Annotated in this window: 26 protein-coding genes and 1 riboswitch; of the genes, 12 read left to right on the top strand and 14 right to left on the bottom strand. The window is 61.1% G+C overall.

The features are described 5' to 3' along the window. Window positions 1-6 precede the first annotated feature (6 nt). The 3 genes from EX00_RS00355 to EX00_RS00345 form a co-directional block, all read right to left on the bottom strand. A complete protein-coding gene (locus tag EX00_RS00355) occupies window positions 7-1164 on the bottom strand; it encodes a M20 family metallopeptidase (protein ID WP_047453306.1) in 1158 nt (385 codons plus the stop codon). A gap of 131 nt (window positions 1165-1295) precedes the next feature. Continuing rightward, complete coding sequence (locus tag EX00_RS00350; RefSeq protein WP_047453010.1) at window positions 1296-2792, bottom strand: ABC transporter substrate-binding protein; 1497 nt, start codon at window positions 2790-2792, stop codon at window positions 1296-1298. A 59-nt stretch (window positions 2793-2851) separates the two neighbouring features. Next, window positions 2852-3781 carry a polysaccharide deacetylase family protein gene (locus EX00_RS00345; protein ID WP_047453008.1) on the bottom strand — a complete coding sequence of 310 codons (930 nt, stop codon included), beginning with the start codon at window positions 3779-3781 and terminating at the stop codon, window positions 2852-2854. 90 nt (window positions 3782-3871) lie between these two features. On the opposite strand from EX00_RS00345, the gene EX00_RS00340 reads away from it, so the two are divergent. Further along, window positions 3872-4636, top strand: coding sequence for an IclR family transcriptional regulator (locus EX00_RS00340; protein WP_047453007.1), 765 nt, complete (start codon window positions 3872-3874; stop codon window positions 4634-4636). Window positions 4637-4644: 8 nt separating this feature from the next. Here EX00_RS00340 and EX00_RS00335 read toward each other — a convergent pair whose 3' ends face one another. Further along, the gene (locus tag EX00_RS00335; RefSeq protein ID WP_052210606.1) at window positions 4645-5667 is read right to left on the bottom strand and encodes a helix-turn-helix domain-containing protein; all 1023 of its coding nucleotides are present in this window, start codon (window positions 5665-5667) and stop codon (window positions 4645-4647) included. A gap of 160 nt (window positions 5668-5827) precedes the next feature. On the opposite strand from EX00_RS00335, the gene EX00_RS00330 reads away from it, so the two are divergent. Genes EX00_RS00330 through EX00_RS00315 form a run of 4 tightly spaced genes read left to right on the top strand, consistent with a single transcriptional unit; the run spans window position 5828 to window position 9986 of the window. Continuing rightward, the gene (locus tag EX00_RS00330; protein ID WP_047453004.1) at window positions 5828-6913 is read left to right on the top strand and encodes an efflux RND transporter periplasmic adaptor subunit; all 1086 of its coding nucleotides are present in this window, start codon (window positions 5828-5830) and stop codon (window positions 6911-6913) included. Window position 6914: 1 nt separating this feature from the next. Then, window positions 6915-7622: an ABC transporter ATP-binding protein gene (locus tag EX00_RS00325; protein ID WP_047453002.1), complete on the top strand. Its 708-nt coding sequence runs from the start codon at window positions 6915-6917 to the stop codon at window positions 7620-7622. A 5-nt stretch (window positions 7623-7627) separates the two neighbouring features. Beyond that, entirely contained in the window at window positions 7628-8779 is a 1152-nt protein-coding gene (locus EX00_RS00320; protein WP_047453304.1) for an ABC transporter permease, read from the top strand. Window positions 8780-8783: 4 nt separating this feature from the next. After that, on the top strand, window positions 8784-9986 hold the full coding sequence (locus EX00_RS00315) for an ABC transporter permease (protein ID WP_047453001.1): 1203 nt from the start codon (window positions 8784-8786) through the stop codon (window positions 9984-9986). A 5-nt stretch (window positions 9987-9991) separates the two neighbouring features. Here EX00_RS00315 and EX00_RS00310 read toward each other — a convergent pair whose 3' ends face one another. From EX00_RS00310 to EX00_RS00300, 3 genes are all read right to left on the bottom strand, one after another. After that, window positions 9992-10621, bottom strand: a complete 630-nt coding sequence (locus EX00_RS00310) for an NUDIX hydrolase (protein ID WP_404944000.1) — start codon at window positions 10619-10621, stop codon at window positions 9992-9994. A 237-nt stretch (window positions 10622-10858) separates the two neighbouring features. After that, window positions 10859-11293, bottom strand: a complete 435-nt coding sequence (locus EX00_RS00305) for a CBS domain-containing protein (RefSeq protein WP_047453000.1) — start codon at window positions 11291-11293, stop codon at window positions 10859-10861. 275 nt (window positions 11294-11568) lie between these two features. After that, window positions 11569-12900 carry a dicarboxylate/amino acid:cation symporter gene (locus EX00_RS00300; protein WP_047452998.1) on the bottom strand — a complete coding sequence of 444 codons (1332 nt, stop codon included), beginning with the start codon at window positions 12898-12900 and terminating at the stop codon, window positions 11569-11571. Between the two features lie 218 nt (window positions 12901-13118). On the opposite strand from EX00_RS00300, the gene EX00_RS00295 reads away from it, so the two are divergent. From EX00_RS00295 to EX00_RS00285, 3 genes are all read left to right on the top strand, one after another. Further along, window positions 13119-14996 carry a sensor histidine kinase gene (locus EX00_RS00295; RefSeq protein WP_047453300.1) on the top strand — a complete coding sequence of 626 codons (1878 nt, stop codon included), beginning with the start codon at window positions 13119-13121 and terminating at the stop codon, window positions 14994-14996. After that, window positions 14993-16357 carry a sigma-54-dependent transcriptional regulator gene (locus EX00_RS00290; RefSeq protein WP_047452996.1) on the top strand — a complete coding sequence of 455 codons (1365 nt, stop codon included), beginning with the start codon at window positions 14993-14995 and terminating at the stop codon, window positions 16355-16357. Before EX00_RS00295 ends, EX00_RS00290 begins: the two co-directional genes overlap by 4 nt. 130 nt (window positions 16358-16487) lie before the next feature. Next, the gene (locus EX00_RS00285; protein ID WP_047452991.1) at window positions 16488-17072 is read left to right on the top strand and encodes a cation efflux transmembrane domain-containing protein; all 585 of its coding nucleotides are present in this window, start codon (window positions 16488-16490) and stop codon (window positions 17070-17072) included. On the opposite strand, the gene EX00_RS00280 is transcribed toward EX00_RS00285, so the two are convergent. From EX00_RS00280 to EX00_RS30870, 3 genes are all read right to left on the bottom strand, one after another. Then, complete coding sequence (locus EX00_RS00280) at window positions 17069-18664, bottom strand: hypothetical protein (protein ID WP_047453298.1); 1596 nt, start codon at window positions 18662-18664, stop codon at window positions 17069-17071. The genes EX00_RS00285 and EX00_RS00280 overlap by 4 nt on opposite strands. A 179-nt stretch (window positions 18665-18843) precedes the next feature. Beyond that, window positions 18844-19719, bottom strand: coding sequence for a glutathione-dependent disulfide-bond oxidoreductase (gene yghU / locus EX00_RS00275; RefSeq protein ID WP_047452990.1), 876 nt, complete (start codon window positions 19717-19719; stop codon window positions 18844-18846). Window positions 19720-20278: 559 nt separating this feature from the next. Further along, window positions 20279-20425, bottom strand: a complete 147-nt coding sequence (locus EX00_RS30870; RefSeq protein WP_007697761.1) for a DUF1127 domain-containing protein — start codon at window positions 20423-20425, stop codon at window positions 20279-20281. A gap of 247 nt (window positions 20426-20672) precedes the next feature. Beyond that, window positions 20673-20768: riboswitch (TPP riboswitch) on the top strand. 50 nt (window positions 20769-20818) lie between these two features. Between EX00_RS30870 and thiM the strand changes: the two genes are divergently transcribed. From thiM to EX00_RS00250, 4 genes are read left to right on the top strand one after another with little or no spacing between them, the layout of a single operon-like run. After that, a complete protein-coding gene (gene thiM / locus EX00_RS00265; protein WP_047452985.1) occupies window positions 20819-21622 on the top strand; it encodes a hydroxyethylthiazole kinase in 804 nt (267 codons plus the stop codon). After that, window positions 21619-22254 carry a thiamine phosphate synthase gene (gene thiE / locus EX00_RS00260; RefSeq protein WP_047452984.1) on the top strand — a complete coding sequence of 212 codons (636 nt, stop codon included), beginning with the start codon at window positions 21619-21621 and terminating at the stop codon, window positions 22252-22254. The genes thiM and thiE overlap by 4 nt, the downstream gene beginning before the upstream one ends. Continuing rightward, a complete protein-coding gene (gene thiD, locus EX00_RS00255) occupies window positions 22251-23072 on the top strand; it encodes a bifunctional hydroxymethylpyrimidine kinase/phosphomethylpyrimidine kinase (protein WP_047452982.1) in 822 nt (273 codons plus the stop codon). The genes thiE and thiD overlap by 4 nt, the downstream gene beginning before the upstream one ends. Next, the gene (locus tag EX00_RS00250) at window positions 23069-23833 is read left to right on the top strand and encodes a 3-oxoacyl-ACP reductase (RefSeq protein ID WP_047452981.1); all 765 of its coding nucleotides are present in this window, start codon (window positions 23069-23071) and stop codon (window positions 23831-23833) included. Before thiD ends, EX00_RS00250 begins: the two co-directional genes overlap by 4 nt. A 50-nt stretch (window positions 23834-23883) precedes the next feature. Here EX00_RS00250 and EX00_RS00245 read toward each other — a convergent pair whose 3' ends face one another. The 4 genes from EX00_RS00245 to EX00_RS00230 all read right to left on the bottom strand — a co-directional run bounded on the left by EX00_RS00245 (window position 23884) and on the right by EX00_RS00230 (window position 26287). Continuing rightward, the gene (locus EX00_RS00245; protein ID WP_047452979.1) at window positions 23884-24096 is read right to left on the bottom strand and encodes an alkylphosphonate utilization protein; all 213 of its coding nucleotides are present in this window, start codon (window positions 24094-24096) and stop codon (window positions 23884-23886) included. Between the two features lie 81 nt (window positions 24097-24177). Next, the gene (locus EX00_RS00240) at window positions 24178-25050 is read right to left on the bottom strand and encodes an undecaprenyl-diphosphate phosphatase (protein ID WP_047452977.1); all 873 of its coding nucleotides are present in this window, start codon (window positions 25048-25050) and stop codon (window positions 24178-24180) included. Between the two features lie 201 nt (window positions 25051-25251). Next, entirely contained in the window at window positions 25252-25464 is a 213-nt protein-coding gene (locus EX00_RS00235) for a hypothetical protein (RefSeq protein WP_047452975.1), read from the bottom strand. A 118-nt stretch (window positions 25465-25582) separates the two neighbouring features. Beyond that, window positions 25583-26287 (bottom strand): transcriptional regulator NanR, encoded by a 705-nt coding sequence (locus EX00_RS00230; RefSeq protein ID WP_047452974.1) that lies wholly within the window; start codon window positions 26285-26287, stop codon window positions 25583-25585. Window positions 26288-26390: the final 103 nt, after the last annotated feature.

Genomic DNA, 26390 nt, shown 5'->3' with positions numbered 1-26390 from the left:
CAGGCATCATTCTTTGCCGTCGAGCGTCAGCATGAGATTGGCAAGCAATGCTGTCCTCGGCGCGATGCTGCTGACGAAGATATACTCGTCAAACGTATGCGCGCCGGCTCCATCAGCACCTAGCCCGTCCAGCGTGGCGACGCCGAGAGCCGCGGTGAAATTACCGTCCGAACCGCCGCCGGTGCTGACACCTTCGAGCTTGATTCCAAGTTCGGCGGCAATCCCTGCAGTATGGTCGAAAAGCCGCTTGCCGCCTTCGGATTGCGGGAATGGCGGCCTGTTGAGACCACCGCTGATTTCGAGCGTGATATCCGGATCGACCGGCTTCAGGGCCTCGATCCTGCCGAGGATTTCCGTAGCCGTCCCCTCATCAGGCACACGCACGTCGACCTGCATCTGGCATTCCGCCGGAACGGTATTGCGCCCGGTGCCGCCGTGGATGGTGCCGACAGTCACCGTGACGCCACGCGCCGTGTCATTAAGGGCCTCGAGTTCCAGCACCAGCCGTGCGGCAGCGCGGACGGCGCTGCGGCCATCCTGCGGCCGGGTGCCGGCGTGAGAGGCGCGACCACGGACGATGATATCGTACATGGCCACACCCTTGCGCGCGACGACGATCTTGCCCCCGTCACGGGCAGGCTCGACCACAAGGGCATAGCCCGCACTACGGCTATAGGCCTCGATGAGTGCGCGTGAACTGAGGCTGCCGACTTCTTCATCCGGCATAAACAACAGATCGACGGGAAGTTTCGGGCCGGAGCCATGGCGGACCGCGAGCTTCATCGCCTCCAGCGCCATCAGGGCGCCGGACTTCATATCGTAGATACCAGGCCCGTAGAGACGATCACCCTCCTGCCGCCAGGGCAGCTGGTTCTTGATCGTGCCGGCCGCGTGAACAGTGTCCAGATGGGCCAGGATGAGCGTGCTCTTCTGGTTGCTGCCGGCGGGGCGCGGAGAACGCACCGCCAGAATATCGCCAAAGCCCATCGTTCCGGGCGTCCGCTCGGTCACGAGACCGGCTTGCTTGGCAATCGCCTCGACGCGATCGGCCAGCCGGTTCACGGCATCGGCATCCGGCGTGTGGGTTTCGATCTCCACCCAGCGCTGCAATTCAGAAAGCAGCGCTGCATGGTCGATATCATCGGGGGAAATTGCAAGGGTCATGAAAGCCATCCGAACGAAAGGTCAAAGGCGGGAGGACATGGTGTCCGGCGGATCAGAATCGCCGGACACGTCTAGCCTATTGATACAGAAAGGCAGGCCCCAGTCACCGACCAAATCCACAATCTGCCGGCTTATTGCTGCCAGTTCATATCCATGACGAACATCGCCTCGTTAGGGCTCGGCTGCCACTTCAGATTCTTGCTGGCGCCGTAGACGGCATCGCCCTGATAAAGCCCGATGCCGGGCACGTCCTGCTTCAGGATCTCATAGGCCTTCCGATAGTCCTCCAGCCGCCTGTCACTGTCGAGCGTCGACCTGGCATCGTCGACGAGAGCGTCGAACTCTGGATTGCTATATTTCGCCCAACTGCTGCCGGTGCGAAACAGCGGGAAAATGATGCCATCCGCATCCTGGCAGGCGCAGGACCAGCGGCCGAAAGCCACGCTGCCAGCATCCTTGGCATCCCCTTGGCGACGCTTCAAGAATGTCGCCTGATCGAGCGAGGTGATCGTCGTATCGAGTCCTACATCGTTCAGCATCTGCTGGATGGCTTCCACCATCGATCGATCATAGGAGGGCGAGGTCAGAAACTCGATCTTCGCTCCTTCGGCACCCGCTTCCTCGACCAAGGCGCGCGCCTTATCCGGATCGAAGGGGTAGCCTTCCACCCTCTCGGTGTAACCGAAGATCGGTTTGGCGCCGACGACGTTGACCGGGGAACCGAAGCCCTGCAGCAGAGCATCGATCAGGGTCTGGCGGTCGATGGCGTAGGCAATCGCCTGACGCACGCGGACATCCTGCGTCGCACCAGCCTGGGCGTTGATGTAGATGTAGCCGACGCGCTCGGTCGGAACCGACAACACCTGCGCCTCCTCGCTGCTCTTCAGCGCGATCGCCTGATCGGATGGAAGATCGCGAACGAGATCGGCCTTGCCGGTCTTGAGATCAGCGATGCGGGTGGAGACGTCGGGCACGGCGCGGAAGACCACATGTTCGAAGGGCGGCTTTGCACGCCAGTAGCGATCGTTCGCCTGAAGCTCGGTCTGCACGCCCTTCTGCCACTGCACCAGCCTGTAAGGACCGCTGCCCATCGGCTTCAGATTGAACTCCTGAGCTCCTACCTTCTCGACATAGGCCTTCGGCACGATCGACAGTTTGACGAGCTGGGCAATCAGCGCCGGATAGGGCGACTTCGTCGTCATCTTCACCATAGTTGGGCTGGTCGCCTCGGCCTTGATGATCTGGTTGAACTGCGACAATTGCGGGCTCTTCAGAGCCGGATCGATGATGCGGTTGACGCTATAGGCAACATCCTCGGCCGTCAGCTTGCTGCCATCCTGAAAGGTCACATCGTCGCGGATCTGGAATTCGAGGGTCTTGTCGTCGAGATATTTCCAGGACGTCGCGATCTGCGGCACGATCGCGCCCGCTGTATCGCGGGTGATGAGATTGTCGAAGATATTGCGATAGACGCTGTAGCTGTCCGTGTCCCATTGAAGATGCGGATCGAGCGTGGCCGCATCATTCGGCAGGTCGATCGTCAGCATATCCTTCGCCGATTGCGCATAGGCGGCCGTTGCCAGAAGGCTTACGGCAAGAGCCACTGCGGATAAGAACTTGAAATGCATAATCTACTACCCCCTTTGAAATTCAAAAACGTCGTCACGCCCCGCCGGGCGCCAATCTTTTATTGGTGCAATGTCTTCAGCCCGGCTTCCGAAGCGCAATAGGCGGCAAGCTCCGCATGGGTGGCAAACCATACGTCCCCTTTGGCCTGCGCCTGGCGAATGATCTCTTCCAGAATGAAGATACGCGAGCGATGACCGATGTGATGCGGATGAAGCGTAAGCTGGAATAGCCCGCCCTCCTCATAGGCCACCTCCAGCTCGCGCTGGAAAATATCGAGAACCATCGACGGGCCGCCATAGGGTCGCGCGCCGGTCATGCGGTCCATCGCCACATAGGGAGCGTCGTCGCGGATCCACTCTACCGGGATTTCGACGATGCCCGTCGGCTCGCCGTCTTCGAGCAGCTCATAGGGCTCGTCATCCGCCATCAGCGACGAATCGTAAAGTAGCTTCATCTCGCGGGCGATCTTCAGCGTATATGGACTGAAGTCCCAGGAAGCCGTGCGCATTCCGACCGGTCGAACACCGGAAATACGCTCCAGCACATCGGCGGCGCGCAGCGCAAGATCGCGTTCCGTCACTTCGTCCAGGCGCGAATTGAATTCGTGTATCCAGCTATGCATGCCGAGCTCATGGCCCGAGGCCACGACGGCGCGCGCTTCATCAGCATTGATCATCGCCGACACCGCCGGCATGAAGACCGAGGCCGGAACGGCGTATTTCTCCAGTAGCTTGAGAATGCGCGGCATGCCTGAACGAGGGCCATACTGCCCCTGGCTCATCCGGCCGATCGAAATGCCTCCATTGCGCAATTCGAACGTCTCGTGGTCGGCGTCAAAGGACAAGGCCACCGCCATGCGGGCGCCATTCTTCCATTTGGCCGGCCGCAACGACCGCCCGGCGCGCACCTTGTCGACGCGGCTCCGCCAGACTTCGTCCGGCCAGAGCCAGGGTTCACTGACCTCTGCTTGCTTTTTCGTCTCGCTCATCACCGCACCCGCCTTGCCGGTTGTCGCTTTTCTCGGCACAACTGTTACAGGCCGATCGCCAGACCAACAACGGGAAGGTCGTTCACATATATGAACTCGGAAGTGAAGAGCGCCGGACGTGTCCTCGACATTCTTGAATATATGGCGGGACGGCGGGAAGCCGTTGCGCTGTCGCAGATCGTCCGCGACCTGGCCCTGCCAAAAAGCAGCGCGCATGGATTGCTCCAGACGCTCGCCGCGCGCGGCCATCTCGTGCAGGATTCCTCCGGGCGCTACATGCTGGTCGAGGCGGGCCGGCACGGCTTCCCTTTCCGGCGCCATGAAGAGCCGCTGGTGGTCAAGGCGATGCCGTTCATGGAGCGCTTGCGCGACGAATCCGGCGAGACCGTGCTGCTCAGCGCCATGAACGCCCATTGCGACATCCGCCGGCTGGCAAAAAGCGTGAGCCGCCAGCCCATACGCTATGACGTGAATTTGGATGCCGCCATCGTCGCCTATTGCACGGCCATGGGCCGTGTTCTTCTCGCCCACGCGCCGCAGCAGACGTTGGAAGATTATCTCTCCCGCGTGCAGTTCCTGTCCTACACGCCCTATACGATCACCGATGTGGAGGAGATCCGGGATATCCTCGTCAAAGTGCGGCGGAATGGATACGCGGTCAACGACCAGGAATTCGTCACAGGTTCAACCGGCATTGCCACGCCGATTTTCGACGCCACCGGCAATGTCGTTGCCGCCCTCAATCTGGGCACGCTGACCAGCCGCTACATCGAGCGGCGCGAGGCGCTTCTATCGATGCTGCGCAAAGCGGCCGGCGATATCAGCCGCAGCCTTGGATACAGGGCGAGACAGTAGATCCGCCGTTAGGCCGTCGCGGAATAAGCGCACTTCTCACGCCAGGCGACAGGTGTCATATCGGTGACCCTGCGAAACTCGCGATTGAAATTCGATTTGGTCTGGAAACCAGCCTCAAGCATGATCTCGGTCACCGATTGATCCGTTTCGGCCAGTAGTCGGCAGGCTTCGGCAATCCGGTAATCGTTGACATATTGAGAGACGTTCTTGGCCGTGGCCCGGTTGATCGCTCCCGAGATACGGCGCGACGGTATCCCCGCTTTGCGGGCCAGCCGCTCGAGATTGAGATTGGCGTCGCGATAGAGTTTCTTCTCCCGCATCAGCTCGTGGATGCGGGCGACGGTATCCTTGTCTTCGGCCGCGTCAAGCACAGGTGGGATGTCCGACATTTCGGCGTCGGTGGAATTCCGGCTGGCCGAAGCTGCCGCAGTGCCGAGGACAAGCAGGCCGACGACATTGGCGATGCTGACGATCAGGCCAACATGCGCACCATGGGTCCAGCCGAAATCAAACAGCACCAGCGCGTCGATCAAGGCCGAGAAACACAGCGCGCCGGCGGCGAAGACAAGCGCTCGATGAGCCGGTCGCGCCGCCTCGAATGACGCCAGACCCAGTGCATCGGGACCAGGGCGAACAAGCCAGAGCAAGGCCAAGGCATAGGCGATTTGAATGAGGATCATCGCGATGTCGATGGCCTCGGGCCGGATAATGGCCAACACGGCGATGACAACGGGCGGAAAGCTATAGAAGCCCAGGAGGGCGGGCCAGCGCCTCCGACTGTCCACGCCCAGTCTGCGCACGCCAGCATAGACCAGCGGCGGCATGACCGTTGGGATCACCAGCGCCAGATAGCCAATCCACTGCACGCCATAACCCAGACGCAGCCCGACCAGGACCGATTGCACGGCACAGAGCAGCAGCAGGAGAAGAAATGGCCGGTTCGCGGCAAGCTCATCATCCCGCCGAACCACCGCTAGAAATAGCAGAAGCAGCAGGAGAGCAACGACGAACGGCAACGGCACGAATAGCATGAGACCCTTTCCCCGGGGCAACCATAATTGTCGCCACTATGGCCTGACTCGCGGCATCCGGCGATCTAGATCGCGTTCTGCGACGTCCTAAATCACGATCAAGGTCGCGTCAGACGTTCCGGCGGCGGAAAATCACGCCGTCAACGTCTGGAGACCCCTCATGAATGCAGAAGCGAATATCGCGAACCGGCTTCGGTCGCTGTCGATCGAGCGCGACGGCACCCCACTCACCGATACAGCCGCGAACCGCCAATTCCCAATGCGTGGGGTGGCTCTGATCGGTTTGGTCGCAGCACTCGCGACAGCGGCTTACATATCGCTTCCCCTTGCCGAGAACCTCTGGAGGCATACGACAACGGCAGCCATTTCCCGGCCGACAAGCGAAACTGACGCTATAGCGCAAGACAAGCTCCCCGTCCGATTGCCGCAGACACCGCCGCCTCAGACCGTGATCGGCTCTGGCTATGTCGTGGCCGAGAAGATGATCACCCTGCGGCCGGAGATTGGCGGCAAGGTGGTCGCTCTGCCGCTGGATGTCGGCGACCATTTCGCCGCCGGGCAAGTTATCGCACAGCTGGATACGACAACGGACGAGATCGAACTCAGGATCGCCAGATCCCAGGCCGCAGGCGCAGCCGCTGCGGCACGCCGGGTCGAGGTTTCGCTAGCGCAGGCTCGCAAGACCCTGGAGCGCACCAAATTGCTTGTCGAGCGCGGTGCTAAGGCGGTGAGCAGCCTTGATGACGACAGCCTCTCCGTCGTGCAGTTGACCAGCGATCTCGATGTTGCACGGCAGGCGGCCGAGACCGCCGGGCTACAGGTGGAGAAACAGGAAAGAAATCTCGCGCTCCACCGGATTGTCGCTCCGTTCGACGGTGTGATCGTCACCCGGCTCGTCGGCCTCGGCGATATGGTTGCCTCCGGCACGGATGGCGGCGGGCCACGAGACGGGATCGCCATCCTTCTCGACCCGAACTCCCTGACGATCGATGTCGATATCGCACAGTCCAATGCCGCGCGGATCGAGCCCGGCCAGACGGCGGTCGCCGTTCTCGACGCCTTTCCCGACCGAAAATTCAGGATGCGTGTGCGGACGATCGTGCCGGCAGCCTCAATGCAGAAGGGCACGGTGACCGCCCGGCTGGAATTCCTGACGCCGCCCGCGCGCGTGCTGCCGAACATGGCGGCGAAGGTCACTCTGGACGCTCCAGAACTACAGGCAACCGCAAATGAAGGAGGACTTTGAGATGGACAACAGCACATCCGCGCCAGACGATGGGATTGTGATCGACAATGTGCGCAAGGACTACCGGATCGGCAAGAACGCCGTGACGATCTTTTCGGATCTGACCATGACCATCGGCGCTGGCGATTTCGTCGCGATCGTCGGCCCGTCCGGCTCCGGAAAATCGACGCTTCTGAACCTCATCGGCGGCATTGATCGTCCCGATGGCGGCGACATCAATTTCGGACATGCGCGCATCAGCCGGATGAGCGAAAGCGCGCTGACAAAATGGCGCGGCGTCAATGTCGGCTTCGTGTTTCAGTTCTACAATCTGATGCCAATGCTGACGGCGGCGCAGAATATCGAGCTTCCTCTGCTGCTGACCAGCCTGACCGCACGCCAGCGTCGAGAGCGCGTCGAGACGATCCTGTCGCTTGTCGGCCTTACCGACCGACGCAAGCATTTGCCCTCGGAGCTTTCGGGCGGCCAGCAACAACGAGTCGGGATCGCCCGGGCACTCGCAAGCGATCCGAAACTGTTGCTCTGCGATGAGCCGACCGGCGATCTCGATCGCTCTTCCGCCGAAGAGGTGCTCACCATGCTGCGCATCCTCAACGCGGAGCTCGGCAAGACCATCGTCATGGTCACCCACGACGACATGGCAGCACGCTCCGCCAAGCGCGTGCTGCGCCTGGACAAGGGCCAGTTCGTCGAACGGGAGGCCGCGTGAGCACCATGAACCGCTTCACTCTCCTTCGCCGCACCATGGCGCGCAAACCGACGCGCAGCCTCCTGTTGATCACAAGCATCGCCCTCGCCTTCTTCATCTATCTCGTCCTGACAAGCTTCGAACACGGCTTTCTCGGCGGCGCGGTGGATTCGGAACGGCTGATCGTCACTAACAAGGTCGGCGATGCCCTACCGTTACCGATCAGCTACTACGGCAAGATCCGGACGCTACCCGATATCGCTGAGGCGACCTACATGGCGCGCAGCCGCGCGACCTACCGGACGCCGACGAATTTCCTGGGCCTGACGGCAGTGGAACCGCGTAGCTTCGCTGCCTTCCTCGGTGATGAATACGATATTCCCACGGACGCCATTGCCCGTTTCGGAGAGGTCCGCAACGGTGCCATTGTGGGCCGCAGCATCGCTTCCCAGGAAGGCTGGACGCTCGGGCAGACGATTACGCTGAACACGTCGAGTTTCGTCAAGACCGATGGCAGCTCCGACTTCGAATTCACCATCGTCGGCATATTGGACGGCAAGCAATCCGCCGATACGCATTTCGTGATGGCGCGGTACGACTACATCAACGCAGAGCGCGCCATGGACCGCGACACCGTGACCGGCTTCCGCATCCTGCCAAAAAAGGGCGTTTGCACTGATGAGGTCATCAAGTCCGTCGACACCCTATTTGCCAATTCCGCCTACGAGACCCGGACGCGCACGGAGGCCGAATTCATGAAGGCCTTCATCGCGCAATTCGCCGATGTCGCAACCATCGTGGGGCTGGTGGTTGGCGTCGCCTTCGTGACCATCCTGATGATCGTCGCCAACACCATGTTCTTCGCCATCCGCGAACGGACGAAGGAAATCGGCGTGCTGAAGGTCCTCGGCTTCTCCAGGCTCTTCATTCTCGGCAATGTACTCGCTGAAACCTTCACTCTGTTTGCCGTGGGACTCAGCCTTGCTCTCGGCCTTGCCTTTGCAGCCATCCTGTTTCTGCGAGAGCCGCTGCGCACCATCGTGCCGGACCTGACGCTCACGCCCCCGATCATTGTCGAGGCGATCGCCCTCGCCGCCCTGCTGGCGCTGGCGACAGGCGTCGCGCCAGCCTTCAACGCCATGCGGGTGCCGCCAAACGCGGCTTTGAAAGAAAGATGAGACCATGAGCACGATCTTCCGCCAATCCCTGGCCCTCACTTTGTCCAATCTGAAATCGCTCCGCCGGCGGATATGGATTTCCCTGTCGCTGGTGTTTTCCGTGGCGATGGTCGTCACGGTTCTGCTCGGTTTTCTGGCGATGTCCAACGGCTTCCAGACATCGCTGCTGCAAGCTGGTTCCAAGGACATCGCCATTGCCCTTGGCAAGGGAGCAGCGACGGAACTCGGCAGCCGGATAGAACCTTCCCAGCTTCATTATCTCGATGGCTCCACCGGCATCGCTGTCGATGCTACCGGCGCTTCCATTATGTCGCCGGAAATGGTCGTACCCGTGGAGGTGCCGGAGACGGCCGGCGGATTGCTTTCAACATTGTCGCTGCGCGGCATTGGACCGTTCGGTCTGAGCGTGCGTCCCAACGTCAGCATCGTTCGCGGCCGGATGTTCAATCCCGGCGCCGGCGAGATTGTCGTCGGTCGGCGGCTGAGCCTTGATTACGAGGGGCTGGAGATCGGCGCGCAGCTCACCTTCGGCACATCGAAATGGACCGTTGTCGGTATCTTCGATGCCGGCGGCTCCGTCTTCGAATCTGAAATGCTGGCGGATATCGGCGTGGTGCGGACGCTGTTCAACCGGCCCAATCTGGTTCAGAGCGTCAGGATCAAGCTCACTACACCGGAGGCACTGTCAACGCTGCGATCCATAGCGACCGCTACGCCGCAGATCGGGCTGACGCTACGGTCGGAGCAGGATTATTTCGCGGGACTTGCCGAACGGACGTCCAAGTTGATCCTTCTGCTCGGCTGGCCACTGACGATCACCATGGCTGCCGGCGCCGTGGTCGGCGCGATGACGACCATGTTCAGCTCCGTGTCGGATCGCAGTACGGAGATCGCCACTGTCCGCGCCATCGGCTTCAGCCGGCGCGCGGCCTTTGCCGCGACATGGATTGAGGCGATGGCCTTGACCTGCCTCGGCTGCCTGGCTGGCGTCGGCTTTTCCTATCTCGTCCTCAATGGCTGGACGGCGTCGACCGTAAGCCCTGACCGCACGCGGATTGGATTTCAGCTGGTGCTGTCCCTTCCGCTGGTGATGAAGGCGGTCTGGCTGTCCCTGATCATCGGCGCCATCGGCGGTGCATTGCCGGCAGTGGCCGCGACGCGCATCCCGCTCAGACTGGCAATGAGCGGTCGAGCGCAGGCCGGCTGACGGATCTACTTCTTCTCTTTCGCCTTCGGCCGCCGCATCTTTCGGTCGGCTGTCAGTAGCAAGCTCTTGAGTTCCGGTTCGCGCACACGGCTGGCCGCCTCGGTGAAGGAAACCCATTCGCTGAGGCGCTGGCCCCGCTCCGGAAAATTCTCAAACGTCTTTTCGACCTCGAGCAGGTGTAGCTGCACGATGCAGGGAACGCGGCTGTCGTCGGGAAGCTGCTTCAGATAGGTGAAGTAGCCGAACCTCTTCTTCTTGATCTTGCCGCGCACGCCGGCTTCCTCGAAAGCTTCGATGGCGGCAACTTCATGCGGCTTCTTGCCTTTTATCGGCCAGCCTTTCGGCACGATCCAGCGCCCGCTCTCGCGGCTGGTGACGACAAGCACTTCGGGCACATCTAACTCCGGATGCTTCCGATAACAGACCGCAGCATATTGCTCGTAGATCGGACCATGAAACAGCGCATCCGCATGAGAGGCAAGCTCGGCAAGAAAGCCTTGCGAGCGACTTGATGACTTTGTCTGCCGATCGAAAGCCTCGCCTGCATCCGGCGTGATTGGGCGAGAAACGACGGGACGGGGGATCCCTATATGGTCCGCTGCTTCTCGCGCGCTCACAAAGACTTTCTGCGACACGCCGCTCTCCTGCTCCGCACGCGATTCCACTCAAATCTGCTTTTGTCAGCATCATGCTCTGAGCCGCTGTCATGACAGTTTCATGACGCAGACTGTTGATGACTGAGCGGTTTCATGCGGCAATTGCACGCGTGCAAATTGGACGGGTGCGGCGTTGGGAACAGGCATACAATTTTCTTCATCGCCGGACTGCATGAGCCCCGCCCGGCGATCTGCCTATTCATCGCATAACGACGTTCACGCCGTCTGGCTATGTTCCCCGCCACGGCGCGAAATGCCGCTCAGCGCCTCCGCGGCGAACCCGTTTTTATGGGCCACGGCTATATCGCCGAGCGAGAGGATACCAACCAGCCGCTTGTCGTGATCCAGCACCGGCAGACGGCGCACCTGGATATCACCCACGTTACGGCAGACGTCGTCGATCTCCTGATCATCGAAGCAATATTTGACGTCTGATGTCATCACATCGCGGACCTTCGCATCCGGACCCATGCCCATGGCAATGCCACGGATAGCGATATCGCGATCGGTGATCATACCGACAAGGCGGTCATGATCGGCGACAGGCAGAATGCCGGCATCAAGATCCGCCATCGTCTGCGCGGCGCTCAGGATTGTCTCGTCGAGGTTGGTGATGCGCACATCGTGCGTCATGGCGTCACGGACTTTCATTGGTTCCTCCATCAGCGGACGCCGTGTCCTAATCGTTGACAGGATCAGCATCGGGCGGCGCCCGTTTTCCCGCTGATCGCAGCACCCTCGCCCGAGGGCCTGCTACCACAACAGACGAAGCGACGATCGGTTCCGGATGTGTCGCGGATATTTGCATTCACAGTTTATACTCGTCCATCTTTCCCGATGGGCGGATGATGGAGAATGCCAAAACTGAAACGGCCTCCCATCAGTGGGAGGCCGTTTCGTGTTTCTTCAAATTGCCGATAATATTGTTACTCAGCAGCCTGCAGCGAGGGCGCCTCGACTTCCCCGGTCAGTTTCCCGGCCATGGCGGCGGCGAATTTCGTCTGGTCGAGTTCGTTCTCCCAGCGCGCAACAACGATCGTCGCGACAGCGTTCCCGACGAAGTTGGTGAGCGCGCGGCATTCCGACATGAAACGGTCGATGCCGAGGATCAGCGCCATGCCGGCGATCGGAACCGAAGGCACGACGGCGAGCGTGGCGGCCAGCGTGATGAAGCCGGCGCCGGTGATGCCCGCGGCACCTTTCGAGCTCAGCATCGCCACCAGCAGCAACAGGATCTGGTCGCCTAGGGACAGCGACGTATCGGTCGCCTGGGCGATGAAGAGCGCCGCCAGGGTCATGTAGATGTTGGTGCCGTCGAGGTTGAAGGAATAGCCCGTCGGAATGACGAGACCGACGACGGAGCGCTTGCAGCCGGCACGTTCCATCTTGTTCATCAGGCCAGGCAATGCGGCCTCCGAAGACGAGGTGCCGAGGACCAGCAGCAGCTCTTCCTTGATGTAGCGGATCAGCGCCAGGATCGAGAAGCCGTTATAGCGGGCGACGGCGCCGAGCACGACCAGAACAAAGAACAGCGACGTGGCATAGAAGGTACCGATCAGGAAAGCCAGGTTGGCGATCGTGCCAATACCGTACTTGCCGATGGTGAAGGCCATGGCGCCGAAGGCGCCGATCGGTGCGAACTTCATCAGGATCGAGACCATGCGGAAGATCGGCGTGGTCAGTGCCTGCAGGAAGTCGACCACCGGGCGGCCGCGATCACCAACCGCGCCGAGCGCGATGCCGAAAACGACCGAGAAGAACAACACCTGGAGAATATCGCCCTTGGCGAAGGCGCCGACGATAGTGTCAGGAATGATGTTCATCAGGAAGCCGACGACGGAGGCGTCATGGGCCTGCGCGGCGTAGTTGCTGACCGCCTTCGTGTCCAGCGTTGCCGGATTGATATGCATGCCGGCGCCCGGCTGCACGACATTCGAGACGATAAGACCGACGATCAGCGCCAGCGTCGAGAAGGTCAGGAAGTAGATGAACGCCTTGCCGACGACGCGACCGAACTTCTTCAGGTCCGACATGCCGGCGATACCGGTCGTCACCGTCAGGAAGATGACCGGCGCAATGACCATGCGCACCAGCTTGATGAAGGCATCACCGAGCGGCTGCAGCGACGTGCCGAGCTGAGGATAGTAGTGGCCGAGCAGGATGCCGGCGGCGATGGCAGTGAGAACCTGCACATAGAGGTGCCGGTAGAAGGGGAGTTTGCCGCGCGTTCCGGCGTCGGCTGCGATGGGAGCAATCATGATGTCCTCCGTTGTGCCCAACCGATCCCTCGGCCCTCCGGGCAAGACTAAACCTCAACAGCCTCCGACTGTTTGATCACCCTTTGCAACGTGCGTGCCAGATCGCATGGAACGAGGCAACGTCTTGATTTAAAAATGGCTTTTCCTGGGCAATCCCAACCAAGTCAGCAAGCATGTGCGAAAATCCGCACAAGATGAATTGCAGCGCGCGCGAAATCATGCACAATGTGCGGATGCTGCAGCGGCCGACCACGGAACGATTTACAACCCCAGAGCAACTGGGCCGGCGTTCCCGGCGTGTCTGGTTCGTCTTTGTGGCTTTCTGCGCGGCCATCATCGCCGCCGCTCTCTACGGCGCAAGCTTCTATGGCCGGATGACCGCAATCGAAGCTTTGCAGGTTCAGGGACACACCGATGCCAATCTCAAGGTCGCGCTGTTGCGGGCTGTCCTTGAGCGCCCCCGCGCCCTGCCGCTTCTCCTGGCCGAAGATCAGCAGGTGCGCGACGCGCTCGCGACCGGCCGGGACGATGCCGTCACCACGCTTGACCGCAAGCTGGAAACGCTGGTGTCCGGCACCAGCGCCGCGGTGCTCTATGTTACCGGCAAGGACGGTATAGCGATTGCATCGAGCAATTGGCGTGAACCGCTGAGCTTCGTCGGTAACGACTATTCCTTCCGCGATTACTTCCGCCGGGCGATGGAGACGGGAACGGCCGAACATTTCGCGCTCGGCACGGTCAGCAATCGCCCCGGCCTTTATATTTCCCGTCGCGTCGGCGCTGCCGATTCTGCCCTGGGTGTCGTGGTCGTCAAGATGGAATTCGACCAACTCGAAACGGATTGGCGTGAAGCCGGCCGCCCGGCCTATGTCACCGACGAACACGGCGTCGTGCTGATCACCAGTATTCCTTCGTGGCGATTCATGACGACGTCGCCACTGGCACCCGACAGTCTCGCCGCCATTCGTAAGAGCCTGCAATTTGGCGGCGCGCCTCTGGCACCCTTGCCGATCGCGCGCCCGGAACCTATTGGCCCGGAGGTGTCGATCGTCCGCGCGGTCTTGCCGGGCAGCAGTGCAGCGGAATATCTGCGGCTGACAATACCGGTTCCATCGACACCCTGGCGGCTGGATTATCTCATCCCGACGGATCAGGCGATTGCTTCCGCCGTCCGCGAGACACGCTTCCTGGCCCTGACCGTGCTGGTGCCGATCCTGGCAATCGCCGCCTTCCTGCTAAGGCGCCGCCATGTCTCGGCAATGCAGATCGCTGTCGGCCGAGTGGCACGCGAGGAGCTGGAACGGCGTGTTCTGGAGCGCACCGAAGATCTGAGCCAAGCCCGCGACCGGCTGGAGGCGGAAATTTCCGATCACCGCACGACGGAAGCGAAGCTGCAGATCGTGCAGCAGGAGCTTGTGCAGGCCAACCGTCTGGCCATTCTCGGCCAGGTCGCCGCCGGCGTCGCTCACGAAATCAACCAGCCGGTCGCCACCATCCGCGCCTATGCGGACAACGCCCATATCTTTCTGGATCGAAAGCAGATCGCGCCGGTAAAGGAAAATCTGACCTCCATCGCCGCCCTGACCGAGCGGATCGGCACGATCACCGAAGAGCTGAAAGCCTTTGCCCGCAAGGGGCGGAGCGCGCCAAAACCTGTGGAGCTCAGGAGCGTCATCGAGGGCGCCGTGATCCTGCTCAGAAGCCGTTTCGCCGGCCGGCTCGATGCCTTGGCGATCGATCTTCCGCCAGCTGGGCTCACGGTCGTCGGCACGCGCATCCGGCTCGAACAGGTGCTGATCAATCTCTTCCAGAATGCTCTCGAAGCATTGGAGGGTCGCGACCGGCCCAGGGTCGAGGTCACTGCGCGGGAAACAGCCGAGGGCGTCGAGGTCACCGTCTCCGACAACGGCCCCGGCATTCCATCGGCGATCCTTGATTCACTGTTCACGCCGTTCAACACCTCGAAGGAACAGGGCCTCGGCCTTGGTCTCGTCATCTCTAAGGATATTGTCGCCGATTATGGCGGCCGCATCGAGGTTGAAAGCGGTGGGAGCGGCACCCGTTTCATCATCCATCTGCGCAAGGCGATTTCATGAACGACGCGTCCCCGGTCTTCCTCATCGACGATGACAAGGATTTGTTGAAAGCGACGAAGCAGACGCTTGAGCTTGCCGGCTTTTCCGTCTCCGCCTTTTCGGCGGCACCGGACGCGCTCGGAGCATTGGAAGCCGACTTTCCCGGCGTCGTCGTTTCCGACATCCGCATGCCACAAATGGATGGGCAGCAGCTCTTCGATCACATCAAGGCGCGGGACGCGGACCTGCCGGTCATCCTGGTTACCGGCCATGGCGATATTCCGATGGCCGTCAAGGCGATCCAGGACGGCGCCTATGATTTTATCGCCAAACCCTTCGCCACCGACCGGCTGGTGCAAAGCGTGCGGCGCGCGGCGGAAAAGCGCCGGCTCGTCCTGGAAAACCGCGCGCTGCGCATTGCCGCCGAACAGGCGCAGGGCGATTTGCCGCTGATCGGCCAGACATCCGCGATGGAGCGGCTGCGCCACACCCTACGGCAGATCGCCGATACCGACGTCGATGTGCTGGTCACCGGCGAGACCGGCAGCGGCAAGGAAGTGGTCGCGAGCCTGCTGCATCGCTGGAGCCGGCGGGCGAAGGGCAATTTCGTCGCGCTCAATTGCGGCGCCCTGCCGGAGACCGTCATCGAAAGCGAGCTTTTTGGCCACGAGCCCGGCGCCTTCACGGGCGCGCAGAAGAAGCGCATCGGCCGCATCGAACATGCAAGCGCCGGCACGTTGTTTCTCGACGAAATCGAAAGCATGCCGCCGGCCATACAGGTGCAGTTGCTGCGCGTGCTGGAGATGCGGGAAGTCACGCCGCTCGGGACCAACGAGGTGCGCCCTGTCGATCTTCGCGTCGTCGCCGCCGCCAAGATCGATCTTAGCGATCCGCGCCAGCGCGGCGACTTTCGCGAGGACCTTTATTACCGCCTCAACGTCGTTACAATCTCCATCCCGCCGCTGCGCGACCGGCGTGACGACATCCCGTTGCTTTTCGGCTACTTCGCCGAGCGCGCCGCCAGCCGTTTCAAGCGCGATGTGCCCGCCATCTCCACCGCCGTTCGCCGTCATTTGCACCACCATGACTGGCCGGGCAATGTTCGCGAGCTTTCGCACTTCGCGGAACGCTTCGTCCTTGGTCTGGAATCAGCGGCAGGTTCAAAGCCGGGCGAAGCCCCAGCCGTCGATACAGTGCTGCCCCTGCCCATCCGCGTCGAACGCTACGAGGCCGATCTCATCCGCGAAACCCTTGCTCAAAACGGCGGCGATGTCCGCCGGACGATCGAAGCCCTCGGCATCCCGCGCAAGACCTTCTACGACAAGCTTCAGCGCCACGGCATCGTCAGGAGCGAATTTACCGGCTTTGACAGTGAGGACTAGGCAAGGCGGAAAGATAGCCAGCGATTATCTTTGATGTACCCATCTGTTCAACCGGATATCTGACGGCTAATAAGCGTAAGGGACGCTCGGCAGCTTTTGATCGCCTGGCGGTGAGGAGACTGGAGGAAATATGACTGACATTGCTCTCCGCAACACGGTCAAACGTGTTGCGCTGCTGAATCTCGGCTATTTCGGCGTCGAGTTTGCGGTAGCACTATCCATAGGTTCTGTAGCGCTCTTTGCCGACAGCGTCGATTTCCTGGAAGACGCCTCGGTCAGTCTTCTGATCCTGATGGCGCTCGGCTGGAGTGTTCGCAATCGCGCCCGCATCGGCATGGCGCTTGCCGCAATCCTGCTTATTCCCGGACTGGCGACCATCTGGACCGCCTGGCATAAATTCATGGATCCGGTTGCTCCGGAACCGCTGGCATTATCTTTGACTGGCCTCGGAGCGCTCGTCGTCAATCTCTCCTGCGCCATGATGCTGGTTCGCTTCCGTGAGCACAGTGGCAGCCTGACCCGCGCCGCCTTTCTCTCCGCCCGCAACGATGCGCTCGCCAATATCGCCATCATCGCGGCTGGCCTCGTGACGGCGTTCCTTTGGCATTCCGCCTGGCCGGACCTTATCGTCGGCATAGCCATCGCGGCGATAAACGTCGATGCGGCACGCGAGGTCTGGACGACGGCGAGAGACGAGCATAGGGCCGCCGCTTAGGCGCTCGACGCGCGGATTGCATCCGTCCGCGGTGCCAATTGCGCCGCCACGAAGGCCGTCCGGTCCAGCACCGCCATGGCCTGATCAATCAGGCTCTCCAGCGCTTGCGCGCTCTCGCAAGCGCGCACGATCAATGGCGCGCTCAGGCAAATTCTCAAGGCGCTTGCCGGCATATCGCCGAAATCGGCGCAGCGCACAGGCTGGCCAAGGCGCACCGGCGCAAGGTCGCTCTGTTCGACCGCCAGATCCTGATAGACCGCGGCGGTCACCGTCGCCGGCAGGATGCCGCCGCGATAGGGATTGCTGAGGTAGAATGAAAAAATCGACGGGATTTCGTCCCAACGCGATCCGCGCGGCCGATCCCCCAAACGATTTCGATCCATGGCTCGCGTATCGAGCTGTTCAAAGGCACTGTCCTGCTCCAACCGAGCCTGCACCGCCTCGGCAAAGGCGGACAGGACAGCCGCCACCTTTTCCTCGGGCACCCTGAGAAAACGCTCCAGTTCGAACAACGCAGCCTTCCATCGCAGCAGCAGGCCAAAATTGGCACGATGCGGCAATCCGTCCCTGGCCACCCAGCCCTCTGGCCAATCCGCTTGCGCGCAATAATCGGCAAGCGCCGCCGGCAAGGGCCGCTGTTTCAGGCGAGCCGACCATCGTGGCGGGCACAACAGAGCGCCGCTGAAGACCGGCCCGGCCAGGAACTTCGATCCCGTCAGCGCCACAAGGAAGTCATGGGCGAGATAGGCGCGGATCGTGGTGGCGGAGACGCGGAACTGGCAGGCATCGATCATGATGTCGAGCATGGCGCCGAAACGCGCTTTCAGGCGGAACACCGTATCCAGACCCGGCGCCAGCAGACTGGTCTTGGAGACATCCGTCACGACCAGAAGGCATCTGAGACCAGCGGCGCGGGCAAGTTCGATCAGGCCCCTCAACTCACTTTCGACCTCGTCGTCGCGGCGCAAGGTGCCATCGGCGTTACGCACCGCGACGGTGGTGTTGCGTGTGGCCTGTCCGGGGCTGAGCTCCTCACCCTTGGCAACCGGGCAATTATTGCCGACGCGGCTCATAAAGTGCCGGCCGGCGGCGGCGGCCATGACCCCGCTGCCGGTCTCGTTGCCCATCAGCGTTATGGTCATCAAGGTTCGTTCGTTCTCTCGCGCCAGCAGCGCGGCGACGAAAAGATGAAGATCGGTGCCGGACGTGGCCATGACGGCATCCGCGCTAGAAAGCCCCAAGCCGTCGTCCAGACCAAGCAGGCGCAGCAGTTCCCTCCGGACTCTCGCAATCTCCCGCGCATAGATGTCTGCGGCGGCATGCGCCTCCATCTCCCGGAGAAGCGCCGCATGATAGGCGCCGACTGCCGTAAAGGCAGGCGCGGAAATGGTCGATGCTGTCGAAGAACCGAAGGCCAGGTCCAGCGGCCGTGGCGATGGGCCGTGGCCATACATGTTGAGGCCAGTGACAGGTTCACAATCCAGCCTTTCGTCTCCGCCGGAAACCAGGCAAGCGAGAAGCGCATCACGATCATTGTCTAACTGGCTGCTCAAGGCGGGGCCGGAGACGCGATCGTCAAAACTCTTTTGCATGCGCGGCATTCCCCTTGCGGTCTTTCGTCGACGCACGTCGGATGAGCGCATCAATGTCCATGAGACATTAGGCCAAACAAGATGGAGCGAGGCTGACGTGCCGATCGGATAGGCCTCGGCGGATACGAAAAGCCCGCCGCCATGATGGCGACGGGCTCTAGCACGAATGAGTAGGTTGCTTAGCCAGCGGCCGTAAGCTTGTCCTGGGTCTTGGTGTCGAAATCGCTGGCGTCGTGGCGCTCATGCAATTGGTCGGCGGGATCGCCAGACAGGCGATTGACCTTGCGACCGCGCTTCACGGCCGGCCGTGCAAAGATCGTTTCCGCCCAACGCTGGACATTTTTGTAATCCTGCACCTGAAGGAACTCGGCGGCGCCATACTGCCAGCCCTTCACCAGGCCGCCATACCAGGGCCAGACGGCGATATCGGCGATCGTATAGTCCTTTCCACCCAGATATTCGCTTTCGGCGAGACGGCGGTCGAGAACGTCGAGCTCGCGCTTCACTTCCATGGCGAAGCGGTCGATCGCATATTCGATCTTCGTTGGCGCATAGGCATAGAAGTGGCCAAAGCCGCCGCCGAGATAAGGAGCACTTCCCATCTGCCAGAACAGCCAGGACAGGCATTCGGCGCGCGCCGGCTGTTCGGTCGGCAGGAACGCCCCGAATTTTTCGGCGAGATAGGTCAGGATTGAACCGGATTCGAAGACCCGGATCGGGGTCGGGCCGCTACGATCCAGCAGCGCCGGAATCTTGGAGTTAGGATTGACGTCGACGAAACCGCTTCCGAACTGGTCGCCGTCGCCGATCTTGATCAGCCAGGCATCATACTCGGCGCCGCTGTGGCCGAGAGCCAGCAACTCCTCGAGCAAGATCGTGACCTTCACCCCGTTCGGCGTTCCCAGCGAATAGAGCTGCAGGGGGTGGCGGCCGACCGGCAATTCCTTCTCGTGCGTCGGCCCGGCGATCGGACGGTTGATATTGGCAAACTGGCCTCCGTTCGCCTTGTTCCAGACCCAGATCTTCGGCGGCGTGTATTCGGCAGAATCGGTCATGCTCAAACTCCTGATTTTCGGCGGATACAATTGCGACGTACCGACCGATCTAGCGCGTTCTCTATTCCGCACATAGGGGGCGTGATCAAATTTTGCGAGAGGGTAGGATCATATTGATGTCAGGATTTGCGCGTCACGATCTGACTGGCCTTCAGACTAGGCAGTCGAGGGGAGTTCGGCTCGACCCAAAACGAAAAAGCCTGCCGCGGGAGGAGGTGCGGCAGGCTTTTCGAAAAGAACCGAACAGCAGCTGGGAGGAGGAGTGCTGCCGTTCCCGCAGGCGACCTTGGGAGGAGGATAAGGGCGCCCGCATCATCGAAGCTCTGCGGGAGGAGGTGCATCACTTCGATAAATATGACTATACACTAGATCTGCTTACTTCATAGGCATTTATTTGCAGGGCAGCTATGCGTTATGCGAAAAGCGGGAGGCTATTGGCGAGCAAGCCCTTTACCCGAGAAGGCCGAGCTCTGCCCGCTGAGCGGGCAAAATAAAAGCGCCCGCTCGGGAAGAAGCAGGCGCTGGCAGAATTTTGACTGTAGATCAGCGGTTTGCGCTGTTAGCGAACAACGGCCGCACGGGCGACGTTGCGGATTTCGCTGCGGCCGATACCGAGGTCATGCAGTTCGCGCGTGGACATACGGCCCAGTTCGGCGACCGTCTGACGATACTTGAGCCAGTTATTAAAAGAGCGTGCTACGTTCATGATGATCCCCTTTCCTAGGGTATTCGAAGCTGAGCTGCCGTGCTTGGCGCTCCATCCGCTTCGATGAGAGTGATATAGTGCGAAACCCTCGTTGATTGTATAGACAAGACTTCAGTGCACCCATGCAAACGGCGCATGGGTTGCGGGGCATATGAGGGACAGTCGGTCCGTTCGGCCTCCCCTCGACCGTGGGCCGATCTGCGATTTGCTGGTGACAGATCAGTCTTTCTCTGCGAAAAAGATATCGATTGAGAGACAGGGGCGTCCGTCGATGACGGGCTGAGAAGCACCCTTCGAACCTGAACCAGATCATGCTGGCGGAGGGAGTCGCTCGGGGTCCCGGCATGTTGCGTCGCGTCCCCTTTGCGTCTCGCCCCACCTGAAAGGCGCGACATGCAAAACCACACCACTCCAGGCAGCCTGTTGACAGCCATGCGGGCAAATCCTCCGCTGGTGCAATGCATCACCAACTTCGTCGCGATGAACATCGCCGCCAACGTGATGCTCGCCGCCGGCGCTTCTCCCGCGATGGTGCATGCCGAGGAAGAGGCCGGCGAGTTTGCCGCGATCTCCGGCGCGTTGACGATCAATATCGGCACGCTCTCCGGCGGCTGGCTGGCCGGCATGGCATCTGCCGCCCAGGCGGCAAATAAGGCCGGCAAGCCCTGGGTTCTCGACCCCGTGGCGCACTATGCCACCTCCTTCAGGCGCAGGGCGGTCGCTCAGTTGCTGGAACTGCGGCCGACGATCATCCGCGGCAATGCCTCGGAAATCATAGCACTTGCCGGCGGCACCAGCCGAGGCCAGGGCGTCGACAGCCGTGATCCCGTCGAACTGGCAGAGGAAGCAGCCGGTCTGCTCGCCCAAAAACATCGCTCGGTTGTTGCGGTCACCGGTGTCACGGATTTCGTTACCGACGGAAACAAGGCCAGCCGAATAGAGGGCGGTTCCCCGCTCATGCCGCAAGTGACCGCACTCGGCTGCGCGCTGACGTGCCTCATTGGCGCCTTCGCGGCGACAAGACCGGATCAGCCGCTTGATGCCGCGGTCGCGGCGCTGGCCGTCTTCGCCGTGGCGGGCGAACGCGCGGGCCGCGACGCTGACGGACCCGGTTCGTTTTCATGGCGCTTTCTCGATGCGCTGGCCGCGCTCGATGAGAAAGCGATCGACAACGAAGCAAGGGGCATCTCGCTATGAAGCACTTCGATCTCTCCCTTTACCTCGTCCTCGATCCGGTGCTCTGCGCCGGTATCGGCATGGTGGAAACCGCCCGCGCCGCAGTCGCCGGCGGCGCAACCGTCGTGCAACTGCGCGACAAGCACGCTTCGACCGCAAGCATGATCGAAACCGGCCTCGCGCTGAAGCAGGCGCTGGCGGGCACGAGCGCGCGCCTTATCGTCAATGACAATGTCGAGGCGGCAATCGCGATCGCAGCCGACGGCTTGCATATTGGCCAGGATGATATGGACGCCCGCACCGCCCGCCGCCTGATCGGCCCGGAAATGATCCTCGGCCTCTCGGTGGAAACCGAGGCACTTGCTGCCGCCATTGACCCCGCCCTCGTTGACTACGCCGGGATCGGGCCGGTCTTCGCGACGCCGACAAAGCCTGACCACAAGCAACCGATCGGCTTTGCTGGCCTCGCGCGCATGATCGAACTCTGCCCCGTTCCGTCCGTTGCGATTGGCGGCTTGAAGGCCGTGCATGCGGCTGACGCCCTCTTGGCAGGTGCTGACGGCATCGCCGTTGTTTCCGCCATTTGCGGCACACAGGACCCGCAGGCCGCAGCCGCCGAAATCGCGAGAGCTATCAGGGAGGCACGCCAATGATCCGCAGCGTACTCTCTATCGCCGGTTCCGACCCCTCCGGCGGCGCCGGTATCCAGGCCGACCTGAAGGCATTTTCGGCGCGAGGTGTCTATGGGATGGCGGTGCTGACCGCGTTGACGGCCCAGAATACGCAAGGTGTTTCCGGCGTCCATCCCGTACCGCCGCAATTCGTCGCCGATCAGATCGAGGCGATCTTCGCCGATGTTCGCGTTGATGCTGTCAAGATCGGCATGATCGCCAACGCTGCCATCGCGGAAGCCGTCGCCGACGCGCTCGCCCCGCATCGAGACGTTCCGATCATTCTCGATCCGGTGATGATCGCCAAGGGCGGTGCGGCGCTGCTCGCCGCCGACGCTGTTGATGTCCTGACCCAGCGGCTTCTTCCGCTCGCGACACTGCTGACGCCCAACTTGCCGGAGGCGGCGGCCCTGCTGCACGAACCTGTCGCCGACAACCGAGAGACAATGGCGCGGCAGGCACAGGCGCTGGCGAAACTCGGGCCGCTCGCCGTTCTGATCAAGGGCGGGCATCTCGACGGCGACGAAAGCCCGGATGTGCTGGCAAGTCCGGAGGGCCTGACATGGTTCGAAGCCAGCCGCGTTCCGACCAAGAATACACATGGAACCGGCTGCACCTTGTCCAGCGCCCTGGCCGCGGAGATCGCCAAGGGCGCGACGCTGACAGAAGCCGTCGCCATCGCCAAGCATTACCTCGCCGGCGCGGTTGCCGCGGCCGGGACGCTCTCGGTCGGCAGTGGTCATGGGCCGATTCAGCACTTTCATGAACTATGGCCAGCCACAGAAGGACAGTCGAAATGAGTCTGCCTCTTAACCAGCAAATCGTCATTGTCTCCGGCGCCGGCCGTGGCTTCGGCGCGGCGATCGCGGCTGCCTTTGCCCGCGAAGGTGCAAAGGTCGCCATCAATTATCGCGCCAGCCGCGAATCCGCCGAGGCGCTTGCCAGCCGGATCGGCGACCATGCCCAAGCGTTCCAGGCGGATGTCCGCAGTCTGGACGAAACGAAAAGGCTTATTGAGGACGTCACTGCGCATTTCGGCGCACCGACGACGATCGCGCACAATGCACTGGCCGATTTCAGCTTCAACGGCGATGCCCGTTCGAAGCTCGACGAATTGAGCTGGAAGGCAATGAGCGCCAAGCTAGACACAGCCCTGCAAGGCGCGCTCAATCTCATCCAGGCGGCACGGCCCTCGATGGCAAAAGCTGGCTTCGGGCGGATCGTCACCATCGGCACGAACCTCTTCCAGAACCCGGTCGTTCCCTATCATGATTACACAGCCGCCAAGGCCGCCCTGCTCTCGCTGACACGAACGGCCGCCGCCGAACTTGGGCCGCAGGGCATCACGGTCAACATGGTATCAGGCGGCCTGCTTCGCACCACCGATGCCAGCAGCGCCACGCCGGAAGCCGTATTCGATCTTATTGCCGCAAATACGCCGCTCCGCCGCGTGACGACGCCAGAAGAGGCCGCGGATGCCGTGCTCTTCTTCGCAAGCCCTTGGGCACGGGCAGTCACCGGCCAGAACCTTATCGTGGATGGCGGGTTGGTCTTCGGATAGCGTCATCTGCAAGTCATTGCCGTTTCTATGAAAACGGCAATGACGCCACATCAGGCCTTCTTCAGAAACTCGGTCCTGAGAACCAGGTCCTTGATCTTTTCAGCCCGGCATTCAATCTCATCCTCGTTGCCGGTCAGCCGAATGCCCTTGATCAGCGTCCCGCGCTTCAAGGTCACGGACGTCCCCTTGACCTTCAGATCCTTGATCAGGGTCACATTGTCGCCGTCCACGAGTAATGTTCCGTTGCTGTCTCTTACTTCCATCGTCCTGGTCCCGTCGCTATGTCTCGTCTGTGCGGGCACATAGCAGGTGATGGATAGATCGAACAGCGCAAAAAAGACCGCCTAGCTCCAACCCAAGGCAACCACGCCAAAGAGAATGACTAAGCCCAGCACGACGCGATAGATCACGAAGGGCCAGGTGGAGAACCGCTCCAGGAAGCGCATCAGTCCCCAGATCGCCACGAAGGAAGAGATGCAGCCGACGATCAGCCCGACGATCAGCACCGACCATGCCTCCATCGGAATATGCGCCTTATACAGTGTCAGCAGTTCTTTCAGACCGGCCAAGGCGATTGCCGGCAGTCCAAGGAGAAAGGAGAACCGGGCGGCCTCGTCGCGCTTCAGGCCAAGGAACAGCGCTCCGGTCAGCGTCGAGCCCGACCGCGATACGCCGGGGATGAGGGCTCCGACCTGGGTGACGCCGACAAACAGCGCATCGAGGAGGGTCATTTGCTCCATATCTTTTCTGTGCCGGCTGTAAAGTTCCGCTGCCGCCAAGAGAAGGCCCATGACGAGGCAGGCGATGCCGATAACCCAGAGGCTGCGAAGCGAGGTGCCGCAAGCGTTCAGGGACGACGACAGCAGCAAGCCGGCGATACCGATCGGGATCGTCGCGATGATAATGGCAATAGCAAGCCGTATCGCGGGCGAACGCCAATCCCTCTGCCGGATCGCGTCGACCGATCCAAAGGTGACGTAGCGAACGTCGCTCCAGAAATAGGAGATGATCGCGGCAAGCGCCGCCAGCTGCATCGCCGCCGAGAATGCCGAGCCAGGGTCCTGCCAACCGAGCAGGGCCGGGACAAGCCGCATATGGGCGGTTGAGGAAACCGGCAGCAGCTCGGTCAGACCCTGCACAACGCCAAGCAGCGCGATCTTGGCATAGCCCAGGGCAACAAAACCCGTATCCACACCTTGCGTACAAACATCAGCCACGTATCAACATCCTCGATTCTTCGTTCAGGCCGCGCGGGCTGAACGGTGCGACAGTCCATGCTGCAAGTCAGCACCGTTGATAATCACTGGGGCTGCATCCATGGCATATCTGCCCCAACCTCATGCTGGAATGGAAGCCGAAGATCGGGCAACAGCTTCAGCCGATTGTGATGAGGCCCCGCTCCGGTGATCTTTTGAATTCTATTCGTCTTCGTCAGGCAAAGCCTGCATGTAACGAATCACGGCGTAGAAGGCGCCAAAGACAAAGAGTGCGCCGACAACGTGGTCGATGTCATGCTTTGCTGTGTGGTGATGCCTCATCAAAAGGCTCAGCACATTGTACGACACGATGGCAATTGCCGTCATGATCGGCGCCACGACGAGCGCCATGTTCCGATGAATGAATCTAACCATCACACGCCTCTTTCTCCGATGTCTGGGCAGCCGGACTCACGAGGTATGATATGAAAATGAACCGGCGCTGAAAAACGAGCGTCGGACAAGGGCGCAGCGCGAAAGGAAGAAGCACTCGTTATTTGCTGTAAAGTGCCCGCGACCTCTCCAGGTGCTTCATCACCGCCGCTTCGGCGCCGTCGGCATTTTGAGCGGAAAGCTGCTCCAATATCTCCTCGTGCTCGACGAGCGTGAATTTCTCCTTGCCCGTCCAGATGAGCATCTCGGTATGATAGGTCTTGAGCCAGGCGAGCATCGCCTCGCTGACGGCAGCAAAGATCGGGTTTCCGGAAATCTGCGCGATCCGCGTGTGAAACTGCATGTCAGCCGAAATAAACTCTTCGGCATGTCCCAGGGACTGGCGCTGGCGTTCGATGATATCCTTGAGATCCGTGATGTCTTTTTCAGTCGCGCGCTGAGCAGCCTCGCGCGCCATGCCGCGTTCGAAGAATATACGCGCGCTCTTCAGATGCTCGAGAGAGTCCGAAGATTGGGACAGCATGATCTTCGCGGTCAGATCCACCTGTTGGAAAATCGATTTCGCGGTGAGCTGAAGGACCTTCGCCCGTTCACCATGAGAGATGTTCACCAAACCCATATTGGCGAGGGACTGCATCGCCTCGCGGATCGCCGGGCGTCCGACGCCGAAGCGCTCCATGAGCACGCGCTCCGATGGCATTTCATCGCCCGGTTTGAGTTCTCCCGAAGTAATCAACCGCTCTAGCCGGTCGAATACTTCGTCAGACAGCTTTCGACGGACGATCTGTTCGATTGGTTGGCTCATGACATCTCGCTGGCTCAAGGCTTTCCTCTCTTATGCAATGTCAGATAGCGTCAAGAAAGCCCGTTCAGAACGGCTAACCGCTCCTGAACAAAAAAATCGTTGC

It is taken from the genome of Martinezella rhizogenes, from assembly GCF_000799715.1.
Taxonomy (GTDB): domain Bacteria; phylum Pseudomonadota; class Alphaproteobacteria; order Rhizobiales; family Rhizobiaceae; genus Rhizobium; species Rhizobium rhizogenes_C.
This window is presented reverse-complemented; position numbering and strand designations above follow the sequence as displayed.